This window comes from Afipia sp. GW821-FHT04G03 (assembly GCF_059419985.1).
In genome coordinates this window covers 454,572-469,812 of the sequence record NZ_JBWKSV010000001.1, presented here as the reverse complement: position 1 = coordinate 469,812, position 15,241 = coordinate 454,572, and the positions used below count along the sequence as shown (strand labels likewise).

15 protein-coding genes, 2 tRNA genes and 1 pseudogene are annotated in these 15,241 nt (G+C 62.8%); 7 read left to right on the top strand and 11 right to left on the bottom strand.

All coding sequences use genetic code 11. From position 1 onward, the window contains the following. Nucleotides 1-111: 111 nt before the first annotated feature. Entirely contained in the window at nt 112-1,311 is a 1,200-nt protein-coding gene (locus tag AC07UB_RS02340; protein WP_494652286.1) for a bifunctional 2-C-methyl-D-erythritol 4-phosphate cytidylyltransferase/2-C-methyl-D-erythritol 2,4-cyclodiphosphate synthase, read from the top strand. Further along, a pseudogene (locus AC07UB_RS02335) lies at nt 1,308-1,778 on the top strand (CinA family protein); the annotation flags it as partial. The gene AC07UB_RS02340 and the pseudogene AC07UB_RS02335, both read left to right, overlap by 4 nt. Before the next feature lie 34 nt (nt 1,779-1,812). Here the strand turns inward: AC07UB_RS02335 and AC07UB_RS02330 are convergent. After that, nucleotides 1,813-2,283, bottom strand: a complete 471-nt coding sequence (locus AC07UB_RS02330; RefSeq protein WP_494652287.1) for a type II toxin-antitoxin system RatA family toxin — start codon at nt 2,281-2,283, stop codon at nt 1,813-1,815. Between the two features lie 6 nt (nt 2,284-2,289). Next, complete coding sequence (gene lipA / locus AC07UB_RS02325; protein WP_494652288.1) at nt 2,290-3,249, bottom strand: lipoyl synthase; 960 nt, start codon at nt 3,247-3,249, stop codon at nt 2,290-2,292. 151 nt (nt 3,250-3,400) lie between these two features. Between lipA and AC07UB_RS02320 the strand changes: the two genes are divergently transcribed. Beyond that, complete coding sequence (locus AC07UB_RS02320) at nt 3,401-3,997, top strand: DNA-3-methyladenine glycosylase (RefSeq protein ID WP_494652289.1); 597 nt, start codon at nt 3,401-3,403, stop codon at nt 3,995-3,997. A gap of 369 nt (nt 3,998-4,366) precedes the next feature. On the opposite strand, the gene AC07UB_RS02315 is transcribed toward AC07UB_RS02320, so the two are convergent. The 6 genes from AC07UB_RS02315 to AC07UB_RS02290 all read right to left on the bottom strand — a co-directional run bounded on the left by AC07UB_RS02315 (nt 4,367) and on the right by AC07UB_RS02290 (nt 12,374). Then, complete coding sequence (locus tag AC07UB_RS02315) at nt 4,367-4,780, bottom strand: VOC family protein (RefSeq protein WP_494652290.1); 414 nt, start codon at nt 4,778-4,780, stop codon at nt 4,367-4,369. Nucleotides 4,781-4,912: 132 nt separating this feature from the next. After that, nucleotides 4,913-6,082: an MFS transporter gene (locus AC07UB_RS02310; RefSeq protein ID WP_494652292.1), complete on the bottom strand. Its 1,170-nt coding sequence runs from the start codon at nt 6,080-6,082 to the stop codon at nt 4,913-4,915. Further along, complete coding sequence (locus AC07UB_RS02305) at nt 6,079-8,931, bottom strand: valine--tRNA ligase (RefSeq protein ID WP_494652704.1); 2,853 nt, start codon at nt 8,929-8,931, stop codon at nt 6,079-6,081. The genes AC07UB_RS02310 and AC07UB_RS02305 overlap by 4 nt, the downstream gene beginning before the upstream one ends. 90 nt (nt 8,932-9,021) lie before the next feature. Then, nucleotides 9,022-9,822: a PopZ family protein gene (locus tag AC07UB_RS02300; protein WP_494652293.1), complete on the bottom strand. Its 801-nt coding sequence runs from the start codon at nt 9,820-9,822 to the stop codon at nt 9,022-9,024. Between the two features lie 281 nt (nt 9,823-10,103). After that, on the bottom strand, nt 10,104-11,459 hold the full coding sequence (locus AC07UB_RS02295) for a TolC family outer membrane protein (protein ID WP_492792620.1): 1,356 nt from the start codon (nt 11,457-11,459) through the stop codon (nt 10,104-10,106). Between the two features lie 249 nt (nt 11,460-11,708). Next, entirely contained in the window at nt 11,709-12,374 is a 666-nt protein-coding gene (locus tag AC07UB_RS02290) for a protein-L-isoaspartate O-methyltransferase family protein (protein WP_492789230.1), read from the bottom strand. Nucleotides 12,375-12,546: 172 nt separating this feature from the next. Here AC07UB_RS02290 and AC07UB_RS02285 point away from each other — a divergent pair, with 172 nt between their 5' ends. Both AC07UB_RS02285 and AC07UB_RS02280 read left to right on the top strand, forming a co-directional pair. Beyond that, nucleotides 12,547-13,215 (top strand): hypothetical protein, encoded by a 669-nt coding sequence (locus AC07UB_RS02285; protein WP_492789231.1) that lies wholly within the window; start codon nt 12,547-12,549, stop codon nt 13,213-13,215. A 48-nt stretch (nt 13,216-13,263) separates the two neighbouring features. After that, entirely contained in the window at nt 13,264-13,485 is a 222-nt protein-coding gene (locus tag AC07UB_RS02280; protein ID WP_492789232.1) for a hypothetical protein, read from the top strand. A gap of 2 nt (nt 13,486-13,487) precedes the next feature. On the opposite strand, the gene AC07UB_RS02275 is transcribed toward AC07UB_RS02280, so the two are convergent. Both AC07UB_RS02275 and AC07UB_RS02270 read right to left on the bottom strand, forming a co-directional pair. After that, on the bottom strand, nt 13,488-13,649 hold the full coding sequence (locus AC07UB_RS02275) for a hypothetical protein (protein WP_492789233.1): 162 nt from the start codon (nt 13,647-13,649) through the stop codon (nt 13,488-13,490). Nucleotides 13,650-13,672: 23 nt separating this feature from the next. Further along, the gene (locus AC07UB_RS02270; RefSeq protein ID WP_492789234.1) at nt 13,673-13,993 is read right to left on the bottom strand and encodes a hypothetical protein; all 321 of its coding nucleotides are present in this window, start codon (nt 13,991-13,993) and stop codon (nt 13,673-13,675) included. A 141-nt stretch (nt 13,994-14,134) separates the two neighbouring features. On the opposite strand from AC07UB_RS02270, the gene AC07UB_RS02265 reads away from it, so the two are divergent. Together AC07UB_RS02265 and AC07UB_RS02260 are read left to right on the top strand one after the other, a co-directional pair. After that, nucleotides 14,135-14,208: transfer RNA gene (locus AC07UB_RS02265), tRNA-Cys, on the top strand. 119 nt (nt 14,209-14,327) lie between these two features. Next, nucleotides 14,328-14,402, top strand: a tRNA-Asn gene (locus AC07UB_RS02260). Between the two features lie 36 nt (nt 14,403-14,438). Here the strand turns inward: AC07UB_RS02260 and AC07UB_RS02255 are convergent. After that, entirely contained in the window at nt 14,439-15,212 is a 774-nt protein-coding gene (locus tag AC07UB_RS02255) for a tRNA-uridine aminocarboxypropyltransferase (RefSeq protein ID WP_492789235.1), read from the bottom strand. Nucleotides 15,213-15,241 lie beyond the last annotated feature (29 nt).

Sequence of the window (15,241 nt, the reverse complement as noted above, 5' to 3'; positions counted from 1 at the left end):
CCAGATTATTCACATAGATGCGGAATCGTGCTGTTTCTCGCCCAAATATGGTAAGGGCAGCGCCTAACGCCGCCGATATCCGGCTCATCCCGCTTTGGTCGTTAATTATCCATGCCCACTTCGAAACGGACTGCCGCCATCATCGTCGCCGCCGGCCGCGGACTGCGCGCCGGGACGGGCGGTCCCAAACAATACCGGACCATCGGCGGTAAAACCGTCCTTTCGAGGGCGATGGAGCCGTTCTGCACACATCCTGACGTGTTCGCGGTGCAGCCCGTCCGCAATCCGGACGACGCCGATATTTTCGATCAGGCGGTCTGCCATCTCAAATATCAGACGCCCGTAAACGGTGGCGCGACACGTCAGGCCTCCGTGCGTGCAGGGCTCGAAGCGCTTGCAAGCCAGGCGCCTGACATCGTTCTCATTCACGACGCGGCCCGCGCGTTCGTCACCGACAAGGTGATCGCGCGCGCGATTGATGCCGCGCTCGTTACCGGCGCTGCGATTCCCGTCGTGCCGGTGACGGACACCATCAAAGTCGTCGATGCCGACGGTGGCGTCACGGCGACGCCGGATCGCGCTCACTTGCGGATCGCGCAGACGCCACAGGCCTTTCGTTTCGATGTCATTCTCGAAGCGCATCGCCGCGCGGCGCGTGAAGGCCGCGACGATTTCACCGACGACGCAGCGATTGCCGAATGGGCGGGATTGACCGTTGCGACATTTGAAGGCGATGCTGCGAACATGAAACTGACCACCCCGGAAGATTTCGCGCGCGAGGAAGCGCGGCTCGGCGCAATGCTCGGCGATATCCGCACCGGCACCGGCTACGACGTCCATGCGCTCACTGACGGCGATCACCTGATGCTGTGCGGCGTGCGCGTGCCGTTCAATCGCGGATTTCTCGCCCACTCCGACGGCGACGTCGGATTGCATGCGATTGTCGACGCCATCCTCGGCGCACTAGCCGACGGCGACATCGGCTCGCATTTCCCGCCGAGCGATCCGAAGTGGAAGGGCGCTGCGTCCGACCAATTCCTGAAACATGCGGTCGAACTCGTCGGCAGGCGTGGCGGGCGGATTGCGCACCTTGAAGTGACGATGATCTGTGAAGCGCCGAAGATCGGCCCGCTGCGCGACGCGATGCGTGCGAAAATCGCCGAGATCACCGGACTTCCCCAATCAAGAATTGCCGTGAAGGCGACGACAAGCGAACGGCTCGGATTCACCGGGCGGCAGGAAGGCATTGCCGCGACCGCCAGCGCGACGATTCGTCTTCCGTGGGATACGAACGACGGGCCAGTCGCATGAGCGCCAGCGCCATCCGCGCCCTCTCCCGCTCGTTGCTGGATCTGTGCCGGATGCGCAAGCTGACGATTGCGACCGCAGAATCCTGCACCGGCGGACTGGTCGCGGCGGCACTGACTGAAATTCCAGGATCGTCAGACGTCGTCGATCGCGGCTTCGTCACCTACTCCAATGAAGCAAAGCACGCCATGCTCGGGGTCGAGACCTCGACGCTGGAGACGTTCGGTGCGGTGAGCAAGGAAACCGCGACCGCGATGGCGTTCGGCGCACTCGAACACGCGGACACCGATCTCGCGGTTTCGATTACCGGTATCGCCGGCCCCGGCGGCGCGACACCTGGAAAGCCCGTGGGACTGGTGCATCTGGCAGTCGCCGCACGCGACGGCCGCATCTCGCACAAGGAATGCCGGTTCGGCGCTGTCGGCCGCAACAACGTGCGCGAACAGTCTGTCGTGGAAGCGCTGAAAATGCTGACGGAGATGGCGCGCGGACCGCAGCCGCCGCTCAAGAAGCGCCCACGCGCCGCGGCCCATAGACCGCATCCGCGCGTTTCTCGAACGCCGCGGCGAAGCGTTGGAAAGCGGCGTCGAACAACCCGCCCATCAGCACCGCGAGCATCCGACTCTTGAATTCGTAGGCGATGAAGAAGCTGACATCGCAGGCGTCGTCCGACTTCGCCTCGAAGGTCCAGCGGTTCTCGAGTTTGCTGAACGGGCCTTGCAGATACTCCACAAGGATTTTCAGGTTCGGCTTGTCCAGTGTGACGCGGCTGGTGAAGGACTCGCGCACCACCTGAAACGAGACGGTCATATCAGCGACTATCACCTCGCTGCCGTCCGGCTTAGCCGTCCGCTGCCGGACTTTCAGCGACTGGCACATCGGCACGAATTCGGGATAGCGCTCGACGTCAGCGACGAGATCGAACATCTTTTCCGCGCTGTGGCGGACACGGCGTTTGTTGGAGAATTGTGGCATCGGGAGTTAGCGATTAGCCGCTTCGCGAGCCGCCTGCAGCTTCGCAAAATCCTCACCGGCATGATGCGAGGAGCGCGTCAGTGGGCTCGCCGACACCATCAGGAAGCCCTTGGTATAGGCGACCTTCTCGTAGCCGCCGAACTCGTCCGGCGTCACGTAACGCATCACCGCATGATGCTTGAGGCTCGGCTGTAAATATTGCCCGATGGTGAGGAAATCGACATCCGCCGAGCGCAGGTCGTCCATCACCTGCAACACTTCGTGCCGCTCTTCGCCAAGGCCGACCATGATCCCGGACTTGGTGAAGATCGTCGGGTCCATTTCCTTGACCCGCTGCAACAGCCGGATCGAATGGAAGTAGCGCGCGCCGGGGCGCACGGTGAGATAGCGCGAAGGCACGGTCTCGAGATTATGGTTGAACACGTCGGGCTTTGCCGCAACGACCTGCTCCAGCGCGCCATCCTTGCGCAGGAAATCGGGCGTGAGGATCTCAATGGTCGTGGTCGGGCAGCTCGCACGAATGGCGCGAATGGTTTTCGCGAAATGATCCGCGCCGCCGTCGGCCAGATCGTCGCGATCCACTGAGGTGATGACGACATGCGCAAGCCCGAGCTTCTGAACCGCAAGCGCGACATGCTCCGGCTCGGACGCATCGAGCGCGTTCGGCATTCCGGTTTTCACGTTGCAGAAAGCACAGGCGCGGGTGCAGGTGTCGCCCATGATCATGAAGGTGGCGTGCTTCTTGTCCCAGCACTCGCCGATGTTCGGACAGCCGGCTTCCTCGCACACCGTGACGAGGCCGTTTTCCTTGACGATGTTGCGGGTGTTAGCATAGCCGCGCGAGTTCGGCGCGCGCACGCGAATCCAGTCGGGCTTCGCCGGCGACTTTGAATCGGGCCGGTTGACCTTCTCCGGATGGCGAGGACGCACCTGATTGGAAGACACCGTGTCGATCAGAACAACCATGAAAAGCCTGCGATTTCCCTCAACTTACCTAAGCCTGCGAACCGCTTGGTGCAAGCCGCCTGCATCGTGCTACCTTGGAATGAATATCACGTTTCGAAGCAATCCAGCATGGCCCTCCGCGCACATCTCTCCTTATCATTTTTGCCCATAAATGGCTGAAAACCGCGCTCCAGCGCCTGCCGGACGCCTGCTGACGCGCAAATTCTTTGCCCGCAGTGTCCATGACGTTGCGCCCGACCTGATCGGCGCGACCCTGCTGGTGGACGGCGTCGGCGGCATCATTGTCGAGGTCGAGGCCTATCACCACACCGAGCCAGCGGCGCATTCCTTCAATGGTCCGACGCCGCGGAACATGGTGATGTTCGGCCAGCCCGGCTTTCTCTACGTGTACCGATCCTACGGCATCCACTGGTGCATGAATTTCGTTTGCGAAAAGGAAGGCTCCGCGAGCGCCGTCCTGATCCGCGCAATCGAGCCGACTCACGGCATCCCGGCGATGCGGCGGCGGCGCGGGTTGCACGAGGAACGCTCGTTGTGCTCGGGACCGGGCAAGCTTTGCGAGGCGATGGCCGTGAGCGACAAGCACAACGGCCTCGCGCTCGATGCGCCGCCGATCGCGGTCTACGCGCGCACGCGCAAGCCGGAGGTCGTCAGCGGCCTCCGCATCGGCATCACCAAGGCGGTCGAGCTGCCGTGGCGCTACGGCTTGAAGGGTTCAAAATTCATGAGCAAGCCGTTTCCGGCATAGATTTTGTTTCAACGCGTTTTCTTCACGCGAACCGCTACCCACTTCGCTCGAAAATGCCATAGGGCGAAACGGTGACGAACTTCGCTGCAAAAGGCGAAGTGGCGACGTAACGGCGGCGCGCGGAAATTCCGGACATTTGCATCGCGCCGATGCCCCGCCGACGAAGTGCGCGCTCGTTATGCGTTGAGCGCATGAGCAAGAAGCCGCGCTGGCGTAAGAAGATGCATCCATCAGAACGTAGGCAGCCGGAGCGATGCGTTTCTGATCTAGGGATCGTCATGGTGAGGTGCGCGCTCTTGCGCGCCTCGAAGGATGACTTTTCAGAACTCGTTCATCATTCTTCGAGGCTCGCCAAAGTTGGCTCGCACCTCAGGATGACGAACTCACAGGCGCGGACCACACCGCCGTGTGGCAGACGGCCTCGATCCGGTTGCCGTCGGGATCGCGCAGGAACGCTGCATAATAAGATGTGTGGTAATTGCGAAGTCCGGGCGCGCCCTCGTCGCTTCCTCCGGCCGCGATGCCGGCATCCCAGAAGGCGTCGACCTGAGTCTGCCACTTCGCCTTGAAGCACCAGTGACGGCCGGCGGCCTCCTCCGGCTTTGGTCCCTTGCGGATCGAGATGTAGACGCGGTCAGGATAGGCGGAGCGCGAACGCTCGCCGTAGCCGAGCCAGTCATCGCGGCGACCGACCTTGACGACGCCGAGCGCCTTCATGATCGCATCATAGAAGCGCTCGGCCGCGGCAATGTCGGAGACGGTGATCGAAACATGATCGAGCATCTGACGCCCCAGGAAGTCACGCCGCGATTTTCATTCGCTCCGGCGCTTCAGCCAGCCATGGTGACGCTACCGCAGTTCGCAATCGACGATAAGACGGGTCTGGACCAAAGAATTCAAACCCGGATGCTGTTCTCACGCGGGACGTCTGGAAAAATCGGTCAGCAGCGCAAACAGAATCATAAACAGCGCCGCGATCGCAACAGGCAGGAATGCAAATGCTGGGTTCTGGGTGATGTCCCATGCGATCCCGCCTGCGATCGAGGCGACGACCGCAACGCCGTAACCGATGGTGAAGACACCTGCCGACATGCGCGGCACGTCATTCGGCGACACCATCAGCGCGGGCAGCGCCAGCACAAGGGTCAGCACCACCGCGCAGGCAAAGCCGATAAGAGCTGCTGCTGCAATCACGGTCCATGGTCCCGGTGCGATGAGAATTCCGGCGAGACCAATAAGCCCGATAGCGCCGGCGCCAATCAGCGGCCATTTCTTTCGCTCCCAGCGGCTGGCCATCGCGAGCAAAATAAATGAGGCAGGCAACTGGCCGACATTGAGAGCCGTCAGCGCCGGCCCGATCAGCTCCGTTTGGCCGATGTGCAGCAGGTATCCCGGAAAGAAAGCGTTGGAGCAGAAATAGAGTTGATTGCCGCCGCCCATCATGAGGGCGATCTTCCAGAGCGACGGGTCGCGCCAGTCCGGCATCCAGACACGATGACGCGTGACCGGCGCACTCTTGCCGCCGGGCTGAAACAGGAAGATCACGAGCGCGATCGCAACAAGCGGGATCGACCAGAGCACGAGGCTGGCGCGCCAGCTTCCCGCGAGAAGCGGCAGGATAACGGCCGCGAACAGGACGGGGAAGATTTCGCCGCACAGCAGGCCGTTGGTATAGACCGCCGTAGCGAAGCCGATCCTGTCCGGCACCCACTGCCGCACCGTCGGCGGCAACGCAGGCTGCATGACCGCGATGCCCGCGGCCATGATGACCGTTGCGACATAAAGCACGGAGGTGTCGTATGCGACGCCGCGCAACGCCGACCCCGCCGCCGCTATCAAGAGTCCGATGATCAGCGCCGGCACGGCGCCCACGCGCGCAATCAGGAGCGAGCCGGGCACTGCGGCCAGCGCGAACAGGAAAACCGGGATCGCATTCAGGATACCGACCTGGGTGCCGGACAGCTTGAGATCCAGAATGATGAGCGCAAGGACCGGCGGAACGGCGAGAATCGTCAGCCGCAGCCCGTTTCCGGCGAGCCAAAGGAGAACGAGCGAACCGAACGAGGATGACCGCTGCAACATCATGCAGCGCCTTTGAGCCGCTCCAGCGCTTCGAGAATTTTCGCTTTGCGGGCTTCCGCCTCGTCGCGCTTCTCACGCTGTTCGTCGATGACTTCTTCCGGCGCGTTGGCGACGAACTTCTCGTTGCCAAGCTTGGCGTCGACACGCTTGATGTCCGCATCGGCCTGCGCGAGCGCCTTGTCGAGGCGGATTTTTTCCGCGCCAAGATCGATCACGCCCTTCAGCGGGATCGCGGCTACCTCGCCACGCACCAGCAGTTGAACCGAGCCGTCCGGCGCGCGATCGGCAAACGAAATGTCACCGAGCCGCGCAAGGCGCTTCATCACGTCGCTCCAGCGCTCCGCGCGCGACTTGATGTCGGCGGACGCGCCCACCAGCACGAGCGGAAACAGCGTCGCGGGCGGAATGTTCATTTCCGCGCGCACCGACCGGATCGACGAGACGAGTTCGGTCAGCCAGCCGATTTCCGACTCCGCGGCCGGATCGCTGAACTGTTCGACCTCCGGTGAAATGATCACCGGCATGGCCAGCGGATCGCCGGACATTGCCGGTTCGATGATCGGCGCAGCCTGTGCCTTCAGCGGCCACTGCGCCAGCGCCAGCAAACCGTCGCGTGTCTCGGTCACGGCCCAGAGTTCTTCCGTGAGGAACGGCATGAACGGATGCAGCAGCTTGAGGATCTCGTCGCGCGCCCAGGCGATGCTGGCCTGCGTTTCGGCCTTGGCCGGTGAATCCGCGCCCATCAAGACGGGCTTTGCGAGTTCGAGATACCAGTCGCAATACACGTTCCAGACGAAGCGATACATGATGCCCGCCGCGTCGTTGAACCGATAGGCCTGAATCGCTTCGGTGACTTCGCGCGTGGCGCGCGCGGTCTCGTGCGCGATCCAGCGGTTGAGCGTTTCCTTGCTGTTGGCCGGATCGAAACCTGCGACCAGCGCGCAGCCGTTCATCTCGGCAAAGCGCGACGCATTCCACAGCTTGGTCGCGAAGTTGCGATAGCCTTCGACGCGCTGGGTCGAGAGCTTGATGTCGCGGCCCTGCGCCGCCATCGCGGCCAGCGTGAAACGCAGCGCGTCGGCGCCGTAGTCGTCGATCAGATGCAGCGGGTCGATGACGTTGCCTTTCGACTTCGACATCTTCGCGCCCTTCTCGTCGCGGACGAGGGCGTGGATGTAGACCGTCGGGAACGGCACGTCCTTCATGAAGTGCATTCCCATCATCATCATCCGGGCGACCCAGAAGAAGATGATGTCGAAGCCCGTCACCAGCACGTTGGTCGGATAGTAGCGTTTCACATCGACGTCGCTGTCCGGCCAGCCGAGCGTCGAGAACGGCCAGAGCGCCGACGAGAACCAGGTGTCGAGCACGTCCTCGTCGCGGGTGATGAAGCCCTCGCGTCTGGCGGGATCGCGCGCCATGGCGTCGCCCTGCTCCGCCGTGATGACGCCCTGCTCGACGTAATAGCCGAGCGCCTTGCCGACCGCTTCGTCTTCGGTCTCGGCGACGAACACCTTGCCATCCGGTCCGTACCAGGCCGGAATCTGATGGCCCCACCAGAGCTGGCGCGAGATGCACCACGGCTGGATATTCTCCATCCACTCGAAGTAGGTCTTTTCCCAGTTCTTCGGCACGAACGTGGTCTCGCCGCTGCGCACCGCTGCAATCGCAGGCGCGGCAAGAGTCTTGGCGTCGACATACCACTGGTCGGTCAGGTACGGCTCGATGACGACGTTCGAACGGTCGCCGTGCGGAACCATGTGGGTGTTGGGTTCGATCTTCTCGAGGAAGCCGGCCTCTTCCAGCTTGGCGACGATGAGTTTGCGCGCGGCGAAGCGGTCCTTGCCGTCGAGTTCTTCGGCAAAGATCAATGCGGCTTCCGGAAGCCCGCGCAGATAGTCCTCGTTGCCCGAGAGCGACATCCGCGCTTCCTGATCGAGCACGCTGATCGACGGCAGGCTGTGACGGCGGCCGACCTCGAAGTCGTTGAAGTCGTGCGCCGGCGTGATCTTCACCGCGCCCGAACCTTTCTCGGGATCGGAATAGTCATCGGCGACGATTGGGATCAGGCGGCCGACCAGCGGCAGCACGACCTTCTTGCCGACGAGATGCCTGTAACGGTCGTCTTCGGGATTCACCGCGACGGCGGTATCGCCGAGCATGGTCTCGGGCCGCGTGGTGGCGACCACGATGAAGGTGGATGCGTCCTCGGGATTGAACTGTTTGCCTTCCAGCGGATAGCGCAGGTGCCAGAGGTGGCCCTTGACCTCGATCTGCTGCACTTCGAGATCCGAGATCGCGGTGAGCAGCTTCGGGTCCCAGTTCACAAGGCGCTTGTCCTTGTAGATCAGGCCCTGCGCGTGGAGTTCGACGAACACTTTCGCGACGGCGCGCGACAGCCCCTCGTCCATGGTGAAGCGTTCGCGCGACCAGTCGCAGGATGCGCCGAGGCGCTTCAACTGATTGACGATGACCCCGCCCGACTCGGCCTTCCATTGCCACACGCGCTCGAGAAACTTGGCGCGGCCCATGTCGCGGCGGCCCGGCTCCTGCCGTTCCATCAACTGCCGCTCGACCACCATCTGTGTCGCGATACCGGCGTGATCGGTGCCGGGCTGCCACAGCACGTCGCGGCCGCGCATCCGCTCGAACCGGCACAGGATGTCCTGCAGCGTGTTGTTCAGCGCGTGGCCCATGTGCAGCGAGCCGGTGACGTTCGGCGGCGGAATGACGATCGTGAAAGGCTCGGCGTCCTGCCGCTCGGGCCGTCCGGCCTTGAACGCGCCGGCGTCTTCCCACGCGCGGGCAATACGGTTCTCGATCTCGGCGGGCTGGTAGTTTTTCTCGATCATCACGCTGCAATCAAAAGGAAAAGGCACGCGCTAGAAAGCTCCCAGCACGCGCCAAGTCAACACTTCAAAATGGAGGGCAGATCGGCCGGATCAGCGGCCGCGGGAGACCCGCTCGATCTCGGCCTTGACGATCCGCTCCACCAGATTGGGCAGATTGTCGTCCAGCCATGATTTCAGCATCGGCCGCAGCATTTCCTTGACGAGGTCCTCAAGGGTCCGGGCGTTGTTGCTCAGGACGGTCGCGGCCAGCGAGTTGAATGCCGATTCCACAGCCGACACCGTCGAACCCGACAGGATCTGCGGCGCAGGCATTTCACGCGGCTGCGCCGCGGCAAAGGCCGGCGGATCCATGATCGGAGAGCGGTGGGTCGAGGTCTGGACCATGGGGGCTTCGGTGAATTCCAGATCGTCGTCTTCGGGGTCTATCTTGTTGAAGTCCGGCGGAGGCGCTGCCGGCATCGCCATCTGTTCGGTCAATTCGAACACGTCGGCGTCGTCTTCCGGTTCCTCGATCTTTGCCGGAGCGGCGGGCGCTGGTGCAGGCGCATCGAAACTCGCCATCATCGCATCGATTTCGGCCTGGCTGTTCTTTGCCGGCGCAGGAGCCGCCGCAGCGGGAGGCCGGGCCGGCACGACCTTGGACGGCGGAATACCCGTCATCGCCGGCCGCAGGGCAGCCGCCGCCGGGCGCGCCATCTCGGCTTTGGGAACTTCGGTTTTTGGCGTGTCCATTTTCGGCGGCGCTGCCGGAGGTGCGGCAGGAGTCGCTGCGGGCGCAGCCGCTGCCGCGCTTCCAGCTGCAGGCTTGGCCTCGTCATCGGAAATGATGCGCCTGATCGACGCCAGAATCTCCTCCATCGAGGGCTCTTGCGTCTTCGCCGGTTGCGTCATTTCCGACTCCACATCATCGGCTACCAGTTCATCCTGAGGGACATGCCGTCCTGAGACATGGCAAAAGCCGCACACCACCGTCCACGAATCGCTTTGCGATCCTTCAGAACGGTATGTCATGGCAACAATTGATTGCAAGCAACGGCCGATGAACCGGGCCGGTTGATCACAGCGCTGATGGAGTTGCGTGTGAGAGACCGGCGAACCGTCGGTCTCTGGAGTCGAACACCCGGAAAACCCTACCGCCGAAGCGGGAGGCGAATGTTACGACCGGACCGCTCTCAGCGGCCGTCGGGAGTCCGGACGCCGGCCCAGCTATCGCGAACCTGATGATAGTGGACGCTCGGATCGTAGACGTTGGTCGGCAGGTTCAGCACGCTTGGCGACAGGCGGCCGATTGAATTCAGCACGCTGTAAGATGCAACCACGCGATCGTGCTGCGCTGTCACCAGCGCGACGCGCGCATTCACCAGCGCCTGTTGCGCGTTGAGGACGTCGAGCGTGGTGCGCTGTCCCACCCGCGCTTCTTCGCGAACGCCGTTCAGCGCGATTTCGGACGCGGTCACCTGCGCCTGCGCCGACGACACCTGCGCCTTGCCGGCGACGAGCTGGCCCCACGCCTGCGCGACAGTGGCGCGGGTCTGGTCGCGGACCTGTTCAAGGTTGAGGCGCTGCTGCGCGAGCGATTCTTTCGACTGCCGGATCAGCGCGTATTCCGCGCCGCCCTGATAAACCGGAACCGTCAACTGGGCGACGGCGGACGCGCCGAACGCGCGGTACGACACCAGCGAGCTTTCATAGGATTGCTGCACGCTGCCCTGAAGGGTCACGGTCGGGAACAGCGCGCCTTCGTTGACCTTCACCTGAAGGAAGCTCACGTCGATGCCGTACATGGCGGCAGTGACGTTCGGATTTTCCAGCAATCCGCGATCAACGGCCGCCGCCAGCGTGGTCGGCAGGAAGCGATCGACCGGCGATCCCGCCGCGAGTGTGCCCGGATCGTTGCCGATGATGCGGCGGAAATTCGCGCGTGTGGTGGTGAGGTTGGATTCAGCCGTCAGAAGCTGAGTCCGGCCCGCCGCAAGCTGAGCTTCGGATTGCGCGACGTCGGTGCGCGTGACTTCGCCGACATTGAAACGATCCCGGGTCTGCTTGAGCGTCTGCTCCAGCACCCGCGTGTTGCTCTTCTGAACTTCAACGATGGCCGAGTCGCGCAGATAATCCATGTAGATCGTCGCGGCGGCGAACAGCACGGTCTGCTCGAGAACGCGCAAGCCTTCCCGCGCGGCGGAGACCTGACTTTCAGCAGCGCGCGTGCGGTTGGCGGTCTGGCCGCCATTGAACAGCGTCTGTGTGATGGTCGCACCGACCGAGCGCGGCGCGTTCACGCCGTTGATGCCGACCTCGCTCAAACGTCCGCTGGTCTGCGTGTTGGTCTGGGTATCGGTGTACTGGGTTCCGGCGCTCGCGGTGACGGCGACCTTCGGACGATAACCGGACAGCGCCTGAGGCACGTTCTCGTCAGTGGCACGGACGGACGCTCGCTGTGCGTTCAATTGTGGATTGTTTTGATACGCGCGAACGAGCGCGGCCTCGATTGTGTCGGCCATGACGGGAGTTGTCATGACGGAACCCATCAAGAGAGCCGCGAGAGCAACGCCCACGCTGAGCTTCATCCGATACCTAGCTTGCATTCATTTGTCCCCAAACCGGTTTTTGCTCGCCATGTGAGGCGCGTAAACCGGGTAACGTGAGTCGGGCAGAGCCCTTCCCCAGTCAGTCTATGCATCGCAAGTCCCGGGTGAAACCCCCCGCGCCGCGCCGCAAACGAAACAGTCCATATGGGACATTGCGGCCACACCTGCCCAATGGACAGGAAAACGGTCCTAGAAAGTGAACGCCGGGAGGCGTTCCAAACCCGGTAAAACCGGCGCGGACGCGTCAAACAGCACCCGGCTGCCGAAGTCGGCCGGTGACCGTGCGACCAGGGTCGCCCTTGGGGGCTGGTTGGCGGCGAACACCCCGACCAGCCGTCCGCCCATCTTGAGCTGCTCGTACAGCCGCTGCGGCTCGATCTCGGTGGCGCCGTCGAGAACAATGACGTCATAGGGCCCATGGGCGGAGTCGCCCGCGGCAGGCTCCGCGGCGGTGACGGTCGCATTGGTCAGTCCAAGGCCCGCCAAATTGGCTTTCGCCGTGGCCGCCAGCGCCGAATCCGGCTCGGTGGCGACGACTTCCCTGGCGAGATGGGCAATGACGGCCGCCGAATAGCCGGTGGCGCAGCCGACCACCAGCACGCGGTCGTTCTCGGTGATTGCGGCGGCCTGAAGCATTTTCGCGAGTACTGCGGGCTTGATCAGATGGCGTTTGGCCCGGCCGTCCGCCGCGACGTCGATGTCGAGGTCCAGATAGGCAATGGGGCGCTTGCCCTCCGGCACGAACGTCTCTTTCGGGACCGCGAGCATCGCATCGATGATCCGCAAGTCGGTCACGTCGCTCGGACGCACCTGACAGTCGACCATATTCTGCCGAGAGGTTTTAAAATCTGACATGGAGCAACCTCTAGACATGGTCTGGAAGAAACGAACATCGATCCGGCCGCGATCGGCCGGCGCGGTCCATATTTGCTGCAAGGCAGCGCGCGATGCAAGTCTGGCTGTGATATGAAACCGTGACGGTGACGACATCCCGGGGCCATCGAATATGGGGCATATGACTGGCAATATGACAGGGCGCCCTGCCCGTTTCCGGTTGTGCGCGATCCTGCGTGCTCTGCCGCTGGCCGCGTTGCTGATGTGCGCAGGCATTGCAGCCGCGCCCGCCCAGAGCGCCGGTCCCGCAACGGCGGCGTCCACGGATCAGCCCGCGCCGAAACGCAAGAAAGTCATCGACCGCGCCGCCGCCGTCATGAAGGCGCTGACCGACTATTCCGCCAGGCGCGGGCAGAAGCTTCCGGCACTCGCCGACTATTATGCCGCGAAAGCCGATCTCAAGGCCATCGACGACACCGCGCCGGAGGCCCCGCGCGCGAAAAAGCTGCTGGCGGCAATGCAGAAGAACGAGCGCGACTACATCCGCAAGCTCGGCGCGACGAAAAACATCAGCGCGAAGCTCGATGCGCTTGCGGGCAATGTCGATGGCCGCAAGCAATTCGCGGTCACGACGCGCAAGCAGATGCTGCGCCGGGGACTTGCGATGGACATCGCCACCTCGGGCGAACGCGAAACGGTTTTGAGCTACAAGTATTTCAAGATGGACCGGCCGACGGTTCTCAATCTCGCGGAGTCCGGCAAGATCTTCAACAAGGCGCGCGATCTCGGATTTCGCTCCATCGTCTTCACCAACGGTCACCTCACCTGGACCTATGACGTGGCGGCCAACACGTTTAAATGAAGCGTTTTGCAAATGACCGGCGACCGGCGCAAACAAAGCGATCAAGTTTTGGCGTCTGACAGCGGCGGACTGTCCGCGAGCGGACTTTCAAACGTCCGGCGGCAGATGCTGGAATTCGACGATCTGCCGCCCGAGGTGCGCGCGGCGTTGTCGTCGTCCGATCAGCCAAGCGATCAGATGATCGACGTGCTGTGCACCATGCATCGCAGCGGATACCCGGCGGCGGATTTGCTGAAGGTGATCGCGGCGAGCAACACCGGCAAGAACTAGTATCAGCCCCAGCCCGCGTTCTGAACCAGCAGCACCGCGACGATCACAGCAAGCGTCACGGCGGTGGCGATCAGCATCGCCCGTCCGCCCATGCCGCGCCCGATCCACCAGAGCAATGCCGCGCCCATCAGGACAGGAACGATGATATCGAGCGGCGTGCCCATTCGATGTCCTTGCGGAACGACCGTCAGTCTTTGGAATCGGTGTTGGACGCGTCTTTGCGGCCCATCCACTTGCGCTCGATCCATCCCAGCATATTGGCGAGCGGCAACTGGAGAAACGGAACATCCTGCGCGATCAGCAGCAGTCCGAGCGGCAGCATCCAGAGGCCGAGGATCGGCAGAATGCTGAAAATGCCGCCGAGAATCAGAAGCAAGGCAAGAGGAATGCGCACGAGGCGCGACGACGGCTCGCGAAGCCAGCGCACGAAACGGCCACCCTTGTCGGGAAGTTTTTGCGCGATCCACTCGAAATGGCGGTCGAGTTCGGCCTTCGCTTCAGCGCTCACGTCAAACCGCCTTGTTCCTGCCCGCGCACCGCTTGGGGCCCGTTCAAGATGACCTATGAACGACCTTGCCCGGCCGCAAGGCAACTCCGTGGCGACGTGTTGCCCAACTGGTTGATTGTCTATAAGAGTTGCGCCGCAAGGGGCCACGTGGCGGAGTGGTTACGCAACGGTCTGCAAAACCGTGTACACCGGTTCAATTCCGGTCGTGGCCTCCAGTTTTCTCTTAAGTCCGAGAAAACAATCTATTAGTCACGGCCTTCGTTTTTCAGCGATTTCCGCTTTGCAAGACTCGGGGCCTTTGTTATATGCCGCCCCATTGCTGCTTCAGCAGTATTCCTCGGTAGCTCAGTGGTAGAGCATTCGACTGTTAATCGAATGGTCGCTGGTTCGAATCCAGCCCGGGGAGCCAAACAAATTCAATCACTTACCAGCATCTAACGCGCGTCTAGAACGCCGCTTTCGCCTTGCCGCGACGGTTTTCCGGACGCCGGTAGTCGCGCTTCGGCCGCGGCTTGGGCGCCAGTTCCGGCATGGTCGCCTGCACCGCGCGGTATTGCGCCAGCATTCGCTGAAAAGTGGCGTTGAGCGTCGCCTCAATGTTGCCACGTCCCTCGAGCCTGCCGAGCACCATGCCCGCCGCCTCGATGGTCGACAGACCGTCGCTGCGCGGTTCCTTGCGCAGCTTGCCGTACAGCGAGGGCTGCTTCGGTCCGAGAATGATGCGGCGGCATTTCAGCATCCACGCATTGCGCCACCACAAGGCCTTGGCCTGGCTCCATGTGCCGTCGAGCAGCACGATGCCTTCGATGTCTTTCAGGATCGCGCGCTGGTTGTCCTCAAGTTCACCCTTGCGATTGACGACGACCAGATCGCGCTCGGTGTCGAGGTCCGCGAGTTTCACCGAGCCAAGATAGAGGATCGCCCAGTCCTGCGGGTCGACGGTGCGGCCGAGCGCCTTGGACAGGCTCGGCCACGACAGCCCGATCTTGTGGGTGGCTTTCGTGAAATGCATCGCGGCCAGCCGCCCGGTGCCAAGCGCCCTGTCCTGCTCCTGCGGATGTTGCAGGATCAGCAGTTCGATTTTGTTGGCGATCGGCTCCACGCTGTCGCAAATGCACAGCGGCAGCGGCTTGCCGCAGCGCTCGCAGCCTTCGATCTCGATGACGGCCTCTGCTGGCGACGCGGCTTTGGCGGGTTTTTTGGCGAGTGTTTTGGACATATGTCCGGCTATACGCCCCGCGCCGGACG

Coding starts and splice junctions, on each gene's coding strand:
- AC07UB_RS02315 (WP_494652290.1), bottom strand. CDS start 4,780: ATGCTCGATCATGTTTCGATCACCGTCTCCGACATTGCCGCGGCCGAG.
- AC07UB_RS02290 (WP_492789230.1), bottom strand. CDS start 12,374: ATGTCAGATTTTAAAACCTCTCGGCAGAATATGGTCGACTGTCAGGTG.
- AC07UB_RS02285 (WP_492789231.1), top strand. CDS start 12,547: ATGACAGGGCGCCCTGCCCGTTTCCGGTTGTGCGCGATCCTGCGTGCT.
- AC07UB_RS02275 (WP_492789233.1), bottom strand. CDS start 13,649: ATGGGCACGCCGCTCGATATCATCGTTCCTGTCCTGATGGGCGCGGCA.
- AC07UB_RS02300 (WP_494652293.1), bottom strand. CDS start 9,822: ATGACGCAACCGGCGAAGACGCAAGAGCCCTCGATGGAGGAGATTCTG.
- AC07UB_RS02295 (WP_492792620.1), bottom strand. CDS start 11,459: ATGGGTTCCGTCATGACAACTCCCGTCATGGCCGACACAATCGAGGCC.
- AC07UB_RS02340 (WP_494652286.1), top strand. CDS start 112: ATGCCCACTTCGAAACGGACTGCCGCCATCATCGTCGCCGCCGGCCGC.
- lipA (WP_494652288.1), bottom strand. CDS start 3,249: ATGGTTGTTCTGATCGACACGGTGTCTTCCAATCAGGTGCGTCCTCGC.
- AC07UB_RS02305 (WP_494652704.1), bottom strand. CDS start 8,931: ATGATCGAGAAAAACTACCAGCCCGCCGAGATCGAGAACCGTATTGCC.
- AC07UB_RS02330 (WP_494652287.1), bottom strand. CDS start 2,283: ATGCCACAATTCTCCAACAAACGCCGTGTCCGCCACAGCGCGGAAAAG.
- AC07UB_RS02320 (WP_494652289.1), top strand. CDS start 3,401: ATGGCTGAAAACCGCGCTCCAGCGCCTGCCGGACGCCTGCTGACGCGC.
- AC07UB_RS02255 (WP_492789235.1), bottom strand. CDS start 15,212: ATGTCCAAAACACTCGCCAAAAAACCCGCCAAAGCCGCGTCGCCAGCA.
- AC07UB_RS02310 (WP_494652292.1), bottom strand. CDS start 6,082: ATGATGTTGCAGCGGTCATCCTCGTTCGGTTCGCTCGTTCTCCTTTGG.